The organism is Flavobacterium labens, from assembly GCF_048286755.1.
Classification (GTDB): domain Bacteria; phylum Bacteroidota; class Bacteroidia; order Flavobacteriales; family Flavobacteriaceae; genus Flavobacterium.
Genome location: NZ_JBLVPL010000001.1, coordinates 498,510 through 515,140 on the forward strand (window position 1 = coordinate 498,510; position 16,631 = coordinate 515,140).

At 33.0% G+C, this 16,631-nt stretch carries 18 protein-coding genes; 1 reads left to right on the forward strand and 17 read right to left on the reverse strand.

Features of this window, described 5'->3' with window-relative positions:
- Positions 1-2: 2 nt before the first annotated feature.
- The 5 genes from ACNQF8_RS02160 to ACNQF8_RS02180 all read right to left on the reverse strand — a co-directional run bounded on the left by ACNQF8_RS02160 (position 3) and on the right by ACNQF8_RS02180 (position 5,823).
- Positions 3-1,373: a TolC family protein gene (locus ACNQF8_RS02160; protein ID WP_315206389.1), complete on the reverse strand. Its 1,371-nt coding sequence runs from the start codon at positions 1,371-1,373 to the stop codon at positions 3-5.
- Between the two features lie 82 nt (positions 1,374-1,455).
- A complete protein-coding gene (locus ACNQF8_RS02165) occupies positions 1,456-2,571 on the reverse strand; it encodes an efflux RND transporter periplasmic adaptor subunit (protein WP_417950614.1) in 1,116 nt (371 codons plus the stop codon).
- Positions 2,572-2,616: 45 nt separating this feature from the next.
- Positions 2,617-3,882, reverse strand: a complete 1,266-nt coding sequence (locus tag ACNQF8_RS02170) for an ABC transporter permease (RefSeq protein ID WP_417952817.1) — start codon at positions 3,880-3,882, stop codon at positions 2,617-2,619.
- 2 nt (positions 3,883-3,884) lie between these two features.
- The gene (locus ACNQF8_RS02175) at positions 3,885-5,129 is read right to left on the reverse strand and encodes an ABC transporter permease (RefSeq protein ID WP_417950615.1); all 1,245 of its coding nucleotides are present in this window, start codon (positions 5,127-5,129) and stop codon (positions 3,885-3,887) included.
- Positions 5,122-5,823: an ABC transporter ATP-binding protein gene (locus ACNQF8_RS02180; RefSeq protein ID WP_315162943.1), complete on the reverse strand. Its 702-nt coding sequence runs from the start codon at positions 5,821-5,823 to the stop codon at positions 5,122-5,124. The genes ACNQF8_RS02175 and ACNQF8_RS02180 overlap by 8 nt, the downstream gene beginning before the upstream one ends.
- A 173-nt stretch (positions 5,824-5,996) precedes the next feature.
- On the opposite strand from ACNQF8_RS02180, the gene ACNQF8_RS02185 reads away from it, so the two are divergent.
- Positions 5,997-7,406, forward strand: coding sequence for a DUF4403 family protein (locus ACNQF8_RS02185; RefSeq protein WP_417950616.1), 1,410 nt, complete (start codon positions 5,997-5,999; stop codon positions 7,404-7,406).
- Positions 7,407-7,483: 77 nt separating this feature from the next.
- On the opposite strand, the gene ACNQF8_RS02190 is transcribed toward ACNQF8_RS02185, so the two are convergent.
- The 12 genes from ACNQF8_RS02190 to gcvH form a co-directional block, all read right to left on the reverse strand.
- On the reverse strand, positions 7,484-7,750 hold the full coding sequence (locus tag ACNQF8_RS02190; protein ID WP_417950617.1) for a hypothetical protein: 267 nt from the start codon (positions 7,748-7,750) through the stop codon (positions 7,484-7,486).
- The gene (locus tag ACNQF8_RS02195) at positions 7,740-8,324 is read right to left on the reverse strand and encodes a DUF420 domain-containing protein (protein WP_417952818.1); all 585 of its coding nucleotides are present in this window, start codon (positions 8,322-8,324) and stop codon (positions 7,740-7,742) included. Before ACNQF8_RS02195 ends, ACNQF8_RS02190 begins: the two co-directional genes overlap by 11 nt.
- A 2-nt stretch (positions 8,325-8,326) precedes the next feature.
- Positions 8,327-9,013, reverse strand: a complete 687-nt coding sequence (locus ACNQF8_RS02200; RefSeq protein WP_417952819.1) for an SCO family protein — start codon at positions 9,011-9,013, stop codon at positions 8,327-8,329.
- A gap of 6 nt (positions 9,014-9,019) precedes the next feature.
- On the reverse strand, positions 9,020-9,661 hold the full coding sequence (locus ACNQF8_RS02205) for a hypothetical protein (RefSeq protein ID WP_417950620.1): 642 nt from the start codon (positions 9,659-9,661) through the stop codon (positions 9,020-9,022).
- 75 nt (positions 9,662-9,736) lie between these two features.
- Positions 9,737-10,087: a cytochrome C oxidase subunit IV family protein gene (locus tag ACNQF8_RS02210; protein WP_099714321.1), complete on the reverse strand. Its 351-nt coding sequence runs from the start codon at positions 10,085-10,087 to the stop codon at positions 9,737-9,739.
- A gap of 18 nt (positions 10,088-10,105) precedes the next feature.
- Positions 10,106-11,083: a cytochrome c oxidase subunit 3 gene (locus ACNQF8_RS02215; RefSeq protein WP_417950621.1), complete on the reverse strand. Its 978-nt coding sequence runs from the start codon at positions 11,081-11,083 to the stop codon at positions 10,106-10,108.
- 42 nt (positions 11,084-11,125) lie between these two features.
- Positions 11,126-11,713 (reverse strand): cytochrome c oxidase subunit 3, encoded by a 588-nt coding sequence (locus ACNQF8_RS02220; protein WP_099714319.1) that lies wholly within the window; start codon positions 11,711-11,713, stop codon positions 11,126-11,128.
- 2 nt (positions 11,714-11,715) lie between these two features.
- On the reverse strand, positions 11,716-12,618 hold the full coding sequence (cyoE, locus tag ACNQF8_RS02225; RefSeq protein WP_417950623.1) for a heme o synthase: 903 nt from the start codon (positions 12,616-12,618) through the stop codon (positions 11,716-11,718).
- An 82-nt stretch (positions 12,619-12,700) separates the two neighbouring features.
- Complete coding sequence (locus tag ACNQF8_RS02230; RefSeq protein WP_417950624.1) at positions 12,701-14,824, reverse strand: energy transducer TonB; 2,124 nt, start codon at positions 14,822-14,824, stop codon at positions 12,701-12,703.
- Positions 14,825-14,843: 19 nt separating this feature from the next.
- On the reverse strand, positions 14,844-15,587 hold the full coding sequence (gene deoC, locus ACNQF8_RS02235; protein WP_417950625.1) for a deoxyribose-phosphate aldolase: 744 nt from the start codon (positions 15,585-15,587) through the stop codon (positions 14,844-14,846).
- 223 nt (positions 15,588-15,810) lie between these two features.
- The gene (locus ACNQF8_RS02240; protein ID WP_417950626.1) at positions 15,811-16,167 is read right to left on the reverse strand and encodes a VanZ family protein; all 357 of its coding nucleotides are present in this window, start codon (positions 16,165-16,167) and stop codon (positions 15,811-15,813) included.
- 13 nt (positions 16,168-16,180) lie between these two features.
- The gene (gene gcvH, locus ACNQF8_RS02245) at positions 16,181-16,561 is read right to left on the reverse strand and encodes a glycine cleavage system protein GcvH (RefSeq protein WP_417952820.1); all 381 of its coding nucleotides are present in this window, start codon (positions 16,559-16,561) and stop codon (positions 16,181-16,183) included.
- Positions 16,562-16,631: the final 70 nt, after the last annotated feature.

Here is a 16,631-nt window from a genome sequence, read left to right on the forward strand (position 1 = left end):
AATTAGTTTTTGATAAGTGGAATTCCAAAATAGAATTCTAATATTTTAATTTTAAAAATATAATCGTATTTTGTTCTAAGAACATCTGATTGTGCATTAGTAAGTAAGGTTTGTGATTGATTAAAATCAAAAGCATTCATCAAACCAACTGCATATTTCTCTTTAGCATAATCATAAGCTCCTTGTCTTGATTCAAGTGCTACAACCGAAGATTCATAAGCATTCAACGCACCTTTCGCATCTGCAAATGCAGTGAAAACATTTCTTTGTAAATCTAAATCTTGTTGCTCTACAGCGATTTTTGATCTTTCTAAACTTACTTTAGAACGCTCTACATTATTTTTAGCTGAAAATCCATTAAATATAGGAATAGATAACTGGGCACCAAAAGATTGCCCCTTATTATTACTGAATTGATCAAAAAATGGTGCTGGACTTCTTGTACCAACTATATTTCCCATACTGTCAAAGGCAGGAACATCTGCATAAGAAACTCGACTATTAAAACTATAAAACCCTTGTAAAGTAGGTTGAAAAGCTCCTTTGGCAATTTCTAAATTTTTCTGTGAAATTTCTAAATTAGTTCTCGCAATTTTCAATTCAGTCCTTCCTTCTTTAGCTTTGTCATAAATGGCTACCGGAGATTGTGCCATAATATTATTTTCATCTTTAATGTCTGTATCATCAACAACATCAAAGTTTTCAAAGTCTTTTAGTTGTAATAGTTGAGCCAAACTTAATTTTGAAATTAATAACGCATTGTCTGCAGCAATAACATTTTGATTGTTTGATGCTACAGTAGCTTTTATGTCCAATAAATCGCCACGCGGAATAGATCCCGCTTTCACTAACTCTTCTGAGCGCGCATATTGTTTTTCATTAATTCCCAATTGTTCTTTCTGCACTTTTAAGTTTTCTTTATTAAAAAGCACTTGTAAAAAAGCATTGGCAACATTCAAAGCTACATCTTCCTGCATTTTAAGCAATTGATATTTAGCCGCCACAATCGAAAGATTGGCTTTACGCAATGTATTTTGGTTTTGTAAACCTTTGTAAATATCCACTCCCACATTTGCTCCAGCAGACGTAAACTGAGTCGTTTGATTACGCAAAAGCCCTGTTGTAATATCCTGATTCAAACCAATGTTCCAAGAATGAGAAGCACTGGCATTCAATGATGGAAGGAAGTTTCCAATCGCTCCTTTTTTATCAATGGCTGCCGTTTTAGTATCTAACTCGGATTGCTTGATTGAGATATTATTTTGTATGGCATATTTTACGCATTCTTCCAGAGTCCATTTTTTGGATTGTCCCTGAACGGACAAACCAAATAGCACAATAAAAACGAAACTGATACAACTAATTTTTTTCATATATTTTGAATGAAAGTGTAGCAAAGGTACTACACATATTTAACATTTTTTTAAAAACTAAAATTCTTTTTTGAATGTATTTTTAAGGTTTCATTTCTTCATTTTTTAGACCTTGATTCCATACTTTTATTTTATCTGATACTTTAATTCCGCTTTTTATTTCGACATAAATTCCATCGCTAACGCCTAAGACTAAATCTTTTCTTGTAAATTTTTGCACTCCGGTTTCAACCTCGACGTATGGTTTTTGTGTTTTTTTATCAAATTGAATCAAGGATTCTTTTATAGCTAAAACCTTATCCGCTTTTTCTAAAATAATGGAAGCATTTGCACTTAAACCAGCTCTGATAAAAGTATCGTCTCTATTTGCCAAAGATGCTTTTATTTCGAATTGAATCGCTCCATTTTCTGTTTTACCTTTTGGAGCAATATATTGTAGAACGGCATCAAATTTTTTGTTTTCAATAGCACCAACAGTAATTTCGATGGGCAATTTTTCTTTTATTTTACCTACTTCTGATTCGTCAATTTTCCCGACGAATATCATACGCCCAACATCGGCAACACTGGCTATAGTTGTTCCTTCATTGAAATTATTGCTTTCAATTACTTGATTTCCTACTTTCACTGGAACATCCAACACCATTCCATTTACTGTAGAACGAATCAAAGTATTGGCATAACTTCCCAGTCCGGAAGTTGTTCCAGTTTTCACAATATCATACCCTTGTCGAGATGCACTATAATTCTGTTTCGCTTGTTTATATGCTAATTGGGCAGCATCAAAATCATTAGCCGAAATAACACCTTTATCAAATAAGGTTTTTTGTCTCAAAAACACTTTCTCTTGATTGTCTAAAGCAATTTTAGATGTTTGCACCTGATTTTGAGAATTACTTAAATTAGATACATTGGCAACAACTTTAATTTTTGCTATTAAATCTCCCGCTTTGATATTCTCACCTGCTTTGATGTAAACCGCTTCAATAATACCTGAAATATTAGGTTTGATAAGCACCTCTTCATCTGGAACAATGTTACCGGTAGCAATGGTATTCTTCACAATCGTTTTTATTTCTGCCTTATCGGTTTCAAAAACAATTGGAGATTCCTGATTCTTGGCATACAAATAATACAAAGCACCAAAGAACACTAGCGCGATTGTAATTAAAATAGTTATGGTTAATCCTTTTTTCATTTTGCTTATTGTTTAATCGATTAAATAATTTTTTGATTGATACTTTTATTCTGTTCTTAATGCGTCTACTGGCTTTACATTTATGGCAGTTTGAGCCGGAATTAATCCTGCTAATAAACCCGAACCAATGAGTATAAGCAAAGCAATAAAAACAACTGTCAAATCTACACTTGGATTGGCGAACATCATTCCTTCACTTGGCATAGATGCTAAAACCATATTGATAACTGCTAATAATCCTGTAGCCAATGCAATTCCAAACATTCCTGCGACAATAGTCAGGAAGATAGCTTCTGATAATATTTGGGAACGAATCGCACCCGGAGTTGCGCCTAAAGCTCTTCGAATTCCTATTTCTTTGGTACGCTCTTTAACAACAATCAACATAATATTAGAAATCCCAATTACTCCGGAAAGCAATACCAATGTTCCTACAAAATAAGCAATGAATTTTAGAATAAGGAACAAGCCTTGTATCTTGCTAAACTCCTGAAACAAATCAAAATTACCAATCGCCCTGTCATCTTGAGGATGTATTGAATGTCTGGATTTCATGAAGTCTAAAATTTTAGGTTTCAACTCCGTAATTGAAGCATCATCATTAGCTGTAAGCGCCATCCATCCTACTGTATCACCATAATTAAACGCTTGTTGAAAGGTAGTAAATGGCATAAAAATATTTTTTTGAGCAGATTCAGCATCTCCATTATTTCTAGATTTTGAGTTATAAACACCCACTACCATAAAATTCACGCCGTTAATCTTGATGTAAGTTCCAATAACTTCTTCTGCTTTCTCATACATTTCGTTTATTACGCCTTGACCAATAACTGCAACTTTACGCTTCAATAAAATATCTTGCTGATTAACAAAACGTCCTTTTATGATGTCTATTGATTCTTGCTTAATCAATTCCGGGTAATCTCCGTAAATCGTATAAGCTGCCGTTTTTGTTCCTCTGACCACATTATTTGCTCCTTCATAACCACCCAATTGATTTCTGGGCGAAACGTATAATAAATCCGGGAAATTCTCTTTCAAAGCATTAATATCAGCATTTTTAAAATTAAATTCTCTGGTTGTAGGCAATCCTTTGAACGGTTTTGAAGTAGTTTGTGACCACATAAACATAGTATTGGTCGCAATTCCATCAAATCCTTTTTTAACGCCATTTTCCAATCCATTTCCTGCAGCGAGTAATATTACCAAAATAAATATTCCCCAAAAAACACCAAACGCAGTAAGAATCGTCCTGAATGTATTAGCAGTTAAAGCCTCTAAAATCTCGTTCCATTTATCTCTGTCAAACATAATTATTCGTCTCTAAGTGCTACAATGGGTTTAATTTTGGCCGCTCTGTATGCCGGAAAAAATCCAGCCAAAGCACCAGCAACAACTAATAATATCAAAGTGGTTAAAGCAATGCTAAAATCAACTTCGGGATTCAAAAAATAATCGCTTGATACTTGCGGACCAACTAATTCCAGCAATAATAAACTTGATAAAAGCCCAACAAATCCAGCTATTGTCGTAATAAAAATGGATTCATGCAAAATCATTCCGATGATAGAAACAGGAGAGGCGCCAAGTGCTTTTCTAATACCAATTTCTTTTGTTCTTTCTTTTACAATAATCAACATAATATTACTTACTCCAACTACTCCTGCTATTATGGTACAAATTCCAACCCACCAAAAAAACAATCGGATATATAGATTTAAATCATAAAACTGTTTTGCATTTTTTATAGAATTATTAATTCCTATAGCACTTTCATCATCTGGTGCAATTGTGTTTTTACTTCTCAATAATTGTCCTAACTCTTCTGTGAATTTTGTTGATTGTGCTAAAGCCTCCTCGTAAGTATCTTTTTTAGGAAGTGTAAAATCAAGATTACTAATTTTATCTCCTACGCCAAAAGCTTGTTGTGTAGTTGTCAACGGCAAATAAACTCTAGACTCCTCTCTTTCTCCAGCAGGATCAGTAAAAACTCCTATCACTTTAAATGTGATATTATTAATGACAATCTGTTCACCAATAGGATTTTTTTCTTTGAACAAATCCAGCTTTACTTTTTGTCCAATAACCGTTACTTTTTCACTGTTTTTTAAATCATTTTCATTGATAAATCTTCCTTCAACTATGGTGGCATTTTCAACATTTATATAATCAGGATAAACCCCTATAAATCTGTAATTTCCAGTTTCTTTACCATAAACCATAACTCCGTTCCAAAAAATATAATTGGCAGATTTTATGTTTAATTGATCTCCAAATTTCTGAATTGAAATAGCATAGTCACTATTTCTGAATTGAATTTGTCTCCCCGGATTTAATCCTTTAAACCCTTTTGTTGTAGTACCTGACCAAACAGAAATTAATCCATCAGCATCACGTTCAAACTGTTTTTCAATCCCATTTTGAAGTCCTTTGCCCACGCCCAAAAGGATTACTAATATGAAAATTCCAGAAGCCACAGAAATTCCCGTGAGAAAAGTTCTCAGTTTGTTCTTGGCAATTGCCTCAAAAATTTCCTGCCAGCGCTCTACATTAAACATAAGCGGATGCTCTTACTTGTTCTACTAATTTATCATCGATGATTAAACCATCTTTTAAAACCACATTTCTTTTGCACATGGCAGCAATATCAGGCTCATGCGTTACAATTAAGATCGTTTTCCCCTCGTCATTAATCCCTTGTATCAACTCCATAACTTCATAAGATGTTTTGGTATCCAAAGCTCCTGTAGGCTCATCGGCCAATAATACTTTGGGATTTGAGGCCAATGCTCTTGCAATGGCAACACGTTGTTTTTGTCCACCGGAAAGTTCATTTGGTAAGTGATGCGAATGCGATGACAAACCTACTTTTTCCAAAAAATTCATTGCAATTTCATTGCGTTCTTTCCTTTTTATACCTTGATAATACAATGGCATCGCCACATTATCCAAAGCACTTTTATAATTAATTAAATTGAAAGATTGAAAAACAAAACCTAAAAACTTGTTGCGATATCTTGAAGCAATAGTTTCGTTGAGATTTTTAATAGGCACATTATCCAAAATGTAATTCCCAGAATCAGCTTCGTCAAGAATTCCAAGAATATTAAGCAGTGTAGATTTCCCTGAACCAGAAGAACCCATAATAGCTACTAATTCCCCTTCTTTAATGTTGAAATTAATTCCTTTTAATACATGTAATTCGGAATTTCCCATTTTATAGGACTTATGCAAATCTTTAATTTCAATCATAATTATGTTAATTTTAAAACAATATTAATTCTTCTCTAAAAGAAATTGTAATAAGAAAACGTTAATACCTTTATCAGGAATTTAATCATAAGACTTAATTGATATGAAAATGTTACACATTAATTCTAAAAAAGAATTGTTTTGCTAATTTAGCCTCATCAAACTAAAATAAAATGCATAGATATTTTTCAGCCCTTCTTACCTTTTTTTCTATCATATTGATAACAAGCTGTTCTACGACAAACAAAATAGCTACTCTAAAACCAGAACCTGATGATGCCACTCCTTTAGTATACGAAAACACTCCTTCCTTTATCAATTTACCCATCAGTGTAAAATTGAAGGATATCGAAAACCAAACAAATTCACTTCTAAATGGGCTGATTTATGAAGACAACAATATCGAAGATGATGATATCGAAATGAAGATTTGGAAATTAGCACCAATCACAATCAAAAATGACAACGGTGCCAATGGTCAAAAAATCATAACAGTCTTACCCTTGAAAGCTATCGTAAAATATAGGATTGGAACAAAGAAAATGGGTGTCGAATTATACAACACTAAAGAATTTAATCTTGATGGCGTAGTAACCTTGCTCAGCGATATAGGTTTAACCAATTGGAAAATGAATACCAAAACGGAACTAAAATCATTGGATTGGAATGAAAGTCCTACGATGACCGTTTTTGGAAAAAACGTGCCTGTTACCTATCTTATCAATCCAGGAATAAAGCTTTTCAAGTCTAAAATAGAAAAGAAAATTGATGATGCTATTGCAAAATCAATGGATTTCAAGCCGAATGTTTTGGCAGCATTAGAAAAAATTTGTGTTCCTTTTAAAATGAGCGATACTTATGAAAGTTGGCTTCGAATTGTTCCTATCGAAATTTATTCAACCAATGCCAAACTTAAAAACGACACTTTTGTACTGGAAATGGGAATGAAATGCAACATGGAAACATTAATAGGAAGGCAACCCGAATCTAAATTTAATGCCAGCAAAATTGTTTTAAAACCAGTATCTAAAATACCTCAGGAAATTACCGCAAACATTGTTGCTGTTTCTACCTATCTAGAAGCTTCAAAACTAATGACTAAGAATTTTGCCGGACAAGAATTTGGTTCAGGTTCCAAGAAAGTAAAAGTTCAAAATGTTTCTATTTGGCACAAAAACGGAAAAATGATAATCGCTTTAGATGTATTAGGATCTGTAAATGGAACCATCTATTTAGCCGGTTTTCCTCAATATAACGACAAAACCAAAGAAGTATTTTTCGACCAATTGGATTATGCTTTAGACACAAAAAATAAATTAATGCGAACTGCCAATTGGTTAGCGCAAGGACTAATTTTAAGAAAAATAGAGCAAAGCTGTCGCTACTCCATCAAACCAAATCTTGAAGAAGGCCAAAAAAGCATGATGACCTATTTAAAAAATTATTCTCCGATGCAAGGTGTTTTTGTAAACGGAAAAATGGAGGAAATTCAATTTCAAAAAATCCAATTGACAAATCAAGCTATTATTGCCTTTATAAAAGTAAAAGGAACCGTTAATGTTTCCGTAGATGGACTGAAGTAGAGTGGTCAGTTTGTAGTCATCAGTAAACCATCAAACACACTGTTTTAAGATTGATTTTTGAATCGCTATTGAAATTTTTAGGATTTTTTCTTTTTCATTCGATAGATAGCATACCCAATTCCTGCGACAAGCAGATATGGAATTACCATTAAATAAACGATTCCATCATTTACCGCTGCTGCTTTAGTTGTATTTCCTTCACTAGTCAATGCGGCGCGACACATGGCACATTGCGCATTTGCTGATAGCGAGGAAAGACTAAAAACCAGAATAAAGGCATAAATGCATAACTTCTCGATTCTACTCTTAGCTTTTAACTCTTTACTCTTAGATTTAGTATACATAATACGGTGAAATCATTAAATAAACAACTACTCCAGTTACGGCAACATACAACCAAATAGGAAAAGTAATTTTGGATATTTTTTTATGCTTGTCAAAATTTTCTGCTAATGCTCTAACATACGTTATTAAAACCATAGGAATAATGGCAATCGACAAAATAATATGAGTAATTAAAATTAGCAAATAAACTATTCTCAAAGATCCGACACTTAATTTTTCAGAATCTTCCAATAAACGGTTATGATTTAAATCTCCGAATACAGCAGAATCAGAAGTCATATGATACGCTACATACATAACTAGAAAAGCAACAGACAAAGCTATAGCCGAAGTCATCAACCTTTCATGAAGTTTTCTTTTTCCGTTTTTAATAGCAACAACTGCCGCGATTAAAATAATAGCTGTGACCCCATTAGTAGTAGCATAAATTGGTGGCAAAAATGAAAGTGGTTCTACATTATATCCAAAATCTTTTAATTTTACTCCAAAAAGTATCGCTACCACAACTGGTATTAAAATTGAAACTGCTATAATTAACTTATTAAATCTCTGTTCAAACGTATTATTTTCCATTATTATTCTTTTAATAAAATATTAATATCTTGCTGAATATTTCTTACTCCTTTTTTATCCAAACCATCATAATATAAAATTGGATTTCCAAAATCATCATTTCTACAACGGATATTTCCATTTTTATCAATCAATGCAAACAACCCTGAATGCTCGAAACCACCAGCAACTTTTTTATTTTCACCTGCATAAAGATTAAAACCTTTATTAGCTAAATTAAAAATATAGGCTTTATCTCCGGTTAAAAAATTCCAATTGGAGGATTTTACCCCTAAAAGATCTGCATGTTCTTTTAATACTTGTGGCGTGTCATGAGCTGGATCTATAGTAATTGAGACAATTCCAAAATTAGGATTACCAAAAAAACTCTTTTCTAAAACCAACATACTTTCATTCATTTTTGGACAAATAGTAGGACAGGTAGAAAAGAAAAATTCTAAAACATACACTTTACCCTTGTAGGTTTCATTAGTAATTTTCTTGTTGTCTTGATTTACTAATTCGAATTTAGGCGCAGGCCCTATTTTAATTAGTTGCCCTTCTTCAGCAGTTGCTGGGTTAACACTGTCAAGTCTATCCCATTGAACCACTTTATCGTTTTTAATTCTTTCTACTATTTTTGGAACTGCATAAATCCCAAAAATCAAAATAATAAAAGAGATTCCTATGTATGATTTATTTTTGAACATAAAATATTAAATTTTTCTGGTAGCGTTATTGTTCTTTTTAAGAGCTGCTCTATATTCATAAAGTATGACTTTAAAATCATCCAGCATTTCGTTACTCAACTCTGCTGGGTGAAATGTATTGTAACCTTCTTTAGTGTTTTTTACTAGTTTTCGACCGCGAAGATTTCGTTTTTTATCAATAATGTAGACTTTCGGCGTACCAGAATTCTCATCTAATTTCTCCACCAATTTTAATTGATCATAATAAGTGGCAATCTCTTCTGTTGATGCAAATACAAAGCGCCATTGAGCAACATCAGTAAAAGCACCTAAAGCATCGACCACTTTTTTAGCATCTTTTTCAGTTCCAGCTGGACAAATCATCACAAACTGAACATCTTTAAACTCATGATACCTTTGATAAATTTTTTGATTTAAATTGAAAAGATTACCTCTGTTTTTTAAAAGCTCAGTGCCCATAAAACCGAGAATCGTTACTTTGCCATTCAAACTAACTTTTTGGCCGTCTAAAGATTGCCAATTACCTAAATCAGCAGTATTAGGAGTTATTGTAGGTAATTTAGTAAAGCCATTCACACCTGAAGCAAAAAAAAGGTAGGCAACTATAGGTAAAATAAAAAGAACGAAAAGGACAATATTTTTTTTCATTGTAGTGATACTTATTAAAGTACAAAAATAAAAAAAGGTACGCAATGCGTACCCTCTTTTTGAATTAATATCTTGTTAAAAATTCCATTTAATGGTAGAATTTTTAAAAACCTCATAAATATAATCCCCTTCTGTCAAAAGAATGAAGAGTAAATATAATATCAGAAAAATTACTGGAAAAACAACTGCACTTCTTAAAGAACTTTTTTCACCTTCCATGTGCATAAATGCATATACAATGTAATAGGCTTTAAAAATAGTAAGAGCATAGAATATCCAATTAAGTAAGTTCATACTTAAAAAATCATTCATGAAAAGAAAATCTGGTTTCAATATACCCAAATAAACTTCAACAATAGTAACGGCAGATAATATTCCGAAAACTTTCCAGATTCTACCTATATTAGATACGTGTTCGTGTGACATGATAATTACTTTTTGAAATTAAACTAGATAGAAAACTGTAAATACAAATACCCAAACTAAATCGACAAAGTGCCAATAAAGACCCACTTTTTCTACCATTTCATAACTTTTTCTTTTCTCATAAGTTCCAATTAACACATTGAAAAATATGATAATATTTATGATTACTCCAGAAAAAACGTGGAATCCGTGGAAACCAGTGATAAAGAAAAAGAAGTCAGCAAATAATTTACTTCCGTATTCGTTTCTTACCAAGTTTGCGCCTTCAACAACATAATGTGCTTGACTCAATCTTGCTTCAGACTCTTCTCTTGAAAGGATTGTTTTCTTCTTGTCTTTGGTTATAACCTCAGTTCTGATCAAAAGTTCAGGATGTGCTTTGAAACCCGCTTGAACTTCGGCAACTGAGTAAGATGGCAAAGCTGGTTCATCCATAAACCATTTTCCTTTACTTCTTGTCAACTGTTCTCTTTCTTCAGGTAAAACAGCTGCAAACTCAGCTAAAGCAACACGATTACCGTCTTTATCCACAAACTGAAGTAAACTTCCTCCCTTTGTTTCAATAGCTCCGTATTCCCCTTTGATGAAATTTTTCCATTCCCATGCTTGAGATCCTACGAAAATCAAACCACCGATAATGGTTAAGAACATGTAAAGAACTACTTTGTTCTTTTTCATTTGATGACCTGCATCAACAGCCAAAACCATTGTTACAGATGAAAAAATCAAAATAAAAGTCATTAATGCCACATAATACATCGGAGCAGAAACGCCGTGCATAAATGGGAAGTGAGTAAACACTTCATCGGCCAACGGCCAAGTTTCAATAAATTTAAATCGAGAAAAACCATACGCCGCTAGAAATCCAGAGAACGTTAAAGCATCTGATACGATAAAAAACCACATCATTAATTTGCCATAACTTGCTCCCATTGGCTCATTGCCGCCTCCCCAAGTTTTTTCTTCACTATTTGCAGTAGTAACTGTCGCTTCCATAAAAGTTATTCGTTAAAAAGTTCCCAAATTTACGTTTTTTTCTTATTTAAAGAAATATAAAAACAAAAACAAATAAACCCATAATAAGTCAAGAAAGTGCCAGTACATTGCACCTAGTTCAATTCCAAGGGTTTGAGATGAATTGTATTTTTGTTTAAAATGATTATAAATTATAATTAGAAGTGAAATCACGCCACCAGCAAGGTGAATCAAGTGCACAACCGTAACAACGTATAAAAAAGTAGTGGTTATTGAGCTTCCACTTCCGGTGAAATAATACCCATTATCCACTATTTGACCAAATCCTACGAACTGTAAAATTACAAACAATATTCCTAGAACTAATGTCGTCAAAAGAAAAATTGTCGTTTTACTTTGATTGTTTTTCTGAATTGCTTTTTTAGCCAAATGAAAAGCAACACTACAACCTATTATCGCTGCTGTGCTGTAATAAAATGCTATTGGTAATTGAAAATCCTTCAACCAGTCAGCTCTTGACTTACTCACTACAAAAGCACTGGTAAGACCAGCAAACATCATAGTCATACTTACCATTGCAAACAACAAAATCAACTTATATGATCTGGCTGTTCTGGATTTTTGTTCCTCAGTTGTCATTATCATCTCCATAACTATCTTAAAAATTTATCAAATATATAAACCAATTGTAACAATGTAATATAAGAAACGCTAACTAGCATTAAAGTTCTGGCCGCTTTTGCAGTTCTTAATTTGTATAATCGAACAGCATAAAAAAGCATCCATAATCCCAGTAAAAATACAATAATCGCAGCAATTGGCGTCATGTATAATCGTCCTGTATAACCCAAAACTGGTAAAAGTGACGCTAAAATCAACCAAACTGTATATAGAATAATCTGCAATGCAGTTCCTTTGTCTTTTTTACCTGTAGGCAACATAAAGAAACCAGCTTTCTCATAATCTTCATACAAAAACCACCCAATAGCCCAAAAATGGGGAAATTGCCAAAAAAACTGAATTAAAAATAAGGTTCCTGCTTCTATTCCAAATTCTCCTGTAGCCGCAACCCAACCCAACATAAAAGGAATTGCTCCAGGAAAAGCTCCCACGAAAACAGACAATGAAGTCATCGTTTTCAAAGGAGTATAAACGCTTGTATATAAAAATATTGAAATGGCGCCAAACATAGCGGTTTTTGGATTGATCGTATAAAGCATAGCAATCCCAACGATCGTTAAAAAACTCGCAATAATCAAAGCCGTAGCCTGAGACATTCTGCCAGCTGGAACGGGACGATTTTTCGTTCTATCCATCAAAGCATCCAAATCTTTTTCAATAACTTGATTAAAAGCATTTGATGCTCCTACCATACAATAGCCACCAACTGCCAATTTTAGTAAAACCATCCAATCCAATGAATGCAAATCATAAATCCCAAGCATAAATCCCGCGATAGACGAAAACACAACACTAATAGCTAAACGTGCCTTAGTGATCTCTCGGAAATCAATATAAATGGATTTTAATGAAAATGTATTTTGTGTTGCGTCCAATACTAGAGTTTGTTTGTTTTGAAAAACTTTTGCAAAAGTAGTGTATCAAAAGGGATTTGACAAAAAACAATTCACAAAAAGATTAATAATCAAAATACCAATTAAAAATATCAGCTCTCAATCCTAAAGTAAACCAATTAGTGCTTTCGGTAAAAGTGGTTGCAGTGTTTTTTGCAGGATCAAAACTTCTGTAAATATAACTTCCAAAAAGCTTCAGGTTCGTAGCCGGATTCACCAAATAACCACCTTGAAAATCAGCTATAAAAATAGCCGTTTTATTTCCCTGCCCTACTTTCACACTACTATCAAAAGCCCTGTTTTCATCGTAATCTTTATAGATATTCCCACCGTAATTAAAACTGTCTTCGGCTGTATCAAAATCCAGTCCTCGTGTTCCCACAGTAACTTTTGCATCAGCAAAAAGCCTTCCTTTATGATAACGAGCAATGGCAATAAATTCCTTGAAATTTCCACCCCATTGATGCCCAATACTCTGATTGTTATGAGCATAATTTGTAATTGGCATACTATGAGAATACACATACGGACGCACATGATTGTACTCAAATTGCAACAGTAAATTATCTACTTTGAAAGCATTATAGTACTTAATACCTAACTGATAACCGTACTTATTTTTCCAACTATTGTCTCTCTCCTTGATGTCTCCAAGAGAAAATTCATCCAGAATAAACTGTCCGTAAAAATTGATTTGATTACTCCATTTGTACTTAAAAGTCAATCCTAAAACTGCATTTCCACTTCTTGCTGAAGAAGCAAATTCAACCGAACGATAAAATATAATTGGATTCACAAAATTCACATCAAATCCTCTGTCATTCGTATTGGTCCAAATCACCGATTCGAAGAAACCAAGATTTAATTTATTTGAAACATTCCAACTCAAATAATGATTTGCCATAAATTTCGTGGCATACGTTCTTTCTAATGTCACCTCAGGGCGAATATCTTTTAGCCACATATAAGTATTTGTATATTTTATTTTCCAAAAATTAGTATTCAATTTAAAATAAGGATACGGACTGGCACCATCACTTTCTAACAAAGAACGGTATCCATCACCAATAAAATTTCTGCCGTAACCCAATTGCAAATCATAATATTTACTTGGCGTAAAAGTCAAATTGGCTTCAGCCAAAGGAAAATCATACGCATCTGTTTTGAAGTCTTTTGCAATTCCTATCCCCGGAATAATCGCAGGATTTCCTCCAGCGGGCTTAATAGATTCTGCATAACGATTGAAGTAATCTGCAAAACGTCCTTGGCTCTCAAAAACCGTGGTAGAAAAGTTAAGCTGCTTGCCCAAACCTCCTCTAAAATTGATTCCGCGTGTATTTACATAGCTATAAGAAGCCTCACTTTTTGAAGCTTTACCAACCTGTAAATCAAGTATAGGATTTAGTGTAAACCAATATCCATCACCCTGGATTTCAACGGCACTCTCATTCCATAATTTTCTTGCCCACCAGCCGGAAGTTTTCTTTTTTATCTTTTCATTAACTCCTTTCAAGTCGTAATATTTTGAAACCTCAGCATACGTATATGGTTTTGAAGCGGTGTGATTATTACTTCCCACTTGATTTAAGGCCCCATCAAACTGAGCGTAATAACTATGCGAAAAAGGAACATTTAAATGACTTTCAAACTCAGGATTAGTAAATTTTTTATAAACAATACTATCTAATTCCGTAAGTTTTGGTTTATTATTTGAAACGATTTCGGCTTTCGCCAAAGCTTCTGCTTCAATTTCATCCCTACTTTTTAAAGGTATGGCAATAGTTATGGTAAATTTAGAATAGGTTGGTTTTCCATTATATGTTGATGGTTGTATTTTTGGAAATGTACCAAAAACCCTTTTTGTTTCTTTTATCAATGCCTCATCAATAGCATCAACATAAATCACTTTAAAAACGCCATTACTGTCTACTTCAAAAAGAACCTTCACATTCCCTTGAAAATTATTTTGCTTTAAATTATCCGGAACTTGAAAATTTTCAAAAACAAAATCCTGAACTTGGCTGTAGAAACAATTTTCTAACACTTTGGACTGTAAATTGACACAATCAGGAAAAACAGGAAATCGCTCTACCGAATTGCCTGATTGTACTGAAGTACTATTTAAATCTTGGGAATAAGAAAAAAAGGAAAACGAAAATAAAAATAAAGCTAGCAACCCTTTTTTCATGTTTATATTTTTTGTGAATTTAATATTCATTATGTGAATTTTGTCCGTTAGCAATAATTTTAGCACCTGATGTCCCTATTCTTTTAACTCCCATTTGAATCATCTTAACCGCTTCCTCATAAGTCCTCACTCCTCCTGCAGCTTTCACGGGAAGGGGCGATGCATTTTCAAGCATCATCAGTATTGAAGGAATAGTGGCTCCGTTTGGTAAATTATTTTCTGTTTTATAAAAACCCGTCGAGGACTTCACAAAAACTGATGCAAAGAGCTCTTGTTTGAAATTAGAAACTATTATATTTTTTATCAAACTTGACAACTGGATAATCTCCTTATCACTTAAAGCCGCCACTTCAATAATCCACTTTACAACCTTATTATTATCTAAACCCAATTGGGTACATTTCAAAACTTCTTCTTTTACCAAGGCTAATTCTCCTCTTTTGAATGCTTCATAATTACATACAAAATCTAAATCATCAGTACCATCGTGTATCGCTTGAAGAGCTTCGATAAGTTTATTTTCTAACGAAGATTTACCTTCAGGAAAATCAATTACAGTTCCTATTGATACAACTGAATTTGCCTCAACAATCATTTTTTTTGCCAATGAAACCATATTAGGACGAATCATAATAAGCTTAAAATGTTCCTCAATTGCTTCTTGGACAAATCCTTTGACTACCAAAGTATTTTCTTTTTCGCTGAGTCCCGCTTGTTCTGCCGTTTTTAAATAGGTAGAATCTAAATATTGCTTGATATTCATGCGCTTTGATTTCTTAATTAGAGTCGATTATTACGCACAAAAATACATTTTATATAAACATAAGTTTACTATAAAATTTTACTTTTTTGCATTTTTAACGCTAGAACTGAAGTTTTTACATGCTTTTAAAAAAAAGATGAACCATACTAAATAAACATTCGTGTTTTTGAATGCCATAAAATAAAAAGTCCCACCAAAGTGGGACTCTATAATAAATTGAATTTTATCTAATCTTTGTTTTTAAATCCAATAAAATGACAACAGCTACTCCTAAAATTGCACCAGATAAATTTGCTAAAACATCAAATACATCTGCATGCCTTGTGGTTGTAAATAATTCTTGCGCAATTTCAATACCTATTCCAAAAAAAACAGAAAACAGAAAAGAAATTATTATGGGTTTTAAACTGTTTAATGCATTTGTATATTTTTGAAAAAATAAAAAACAAAGCACCGTTAAAACAAAATGAAAAAAAACATGCACTAATTTATCCAGATTTGAAACCTCTCCCAGTGGAACATTATTCAGTTGAACCAAACAAAAAAAAGCAATAACTCCAGCCCATAATAAAGCGGCCAAAAAATATATTTGTTTAGGCACCAATAAGTTCTTTGTAAGAATCACTAGACAATAAATCATCTACTTCTGCCATGTTTGCAATTTTTATTTTGATCATCCATCCAGCTCCATAAGGGTCAGAATTAACAATTTCAGGAGTACTTTCTAAAGCGTCATTGAAAGCAATAATTTCACCTGTTAATGGAAGGAACAAATCAGAAACGGTTTTAACTGCTTCTACCGTACCAAAAACCTCATCTTTGTCTAAAGTCTGGTCTAAAGTTTCAACTTCAACATAAACGATATCTCCTAATTCTTTTTGTGCAAAATCAGTGATTCCTACAGTTGCAGTATCGCCATCAATACTAACCCATTCGTGATCTTTAGTGTACTTTAAATTTACTGGTATGTTCATATAAATTGTAATTGATAATTATTTATTGATAATTTAAATTTTATGCCACAAATGTAATAATCTTCTATTC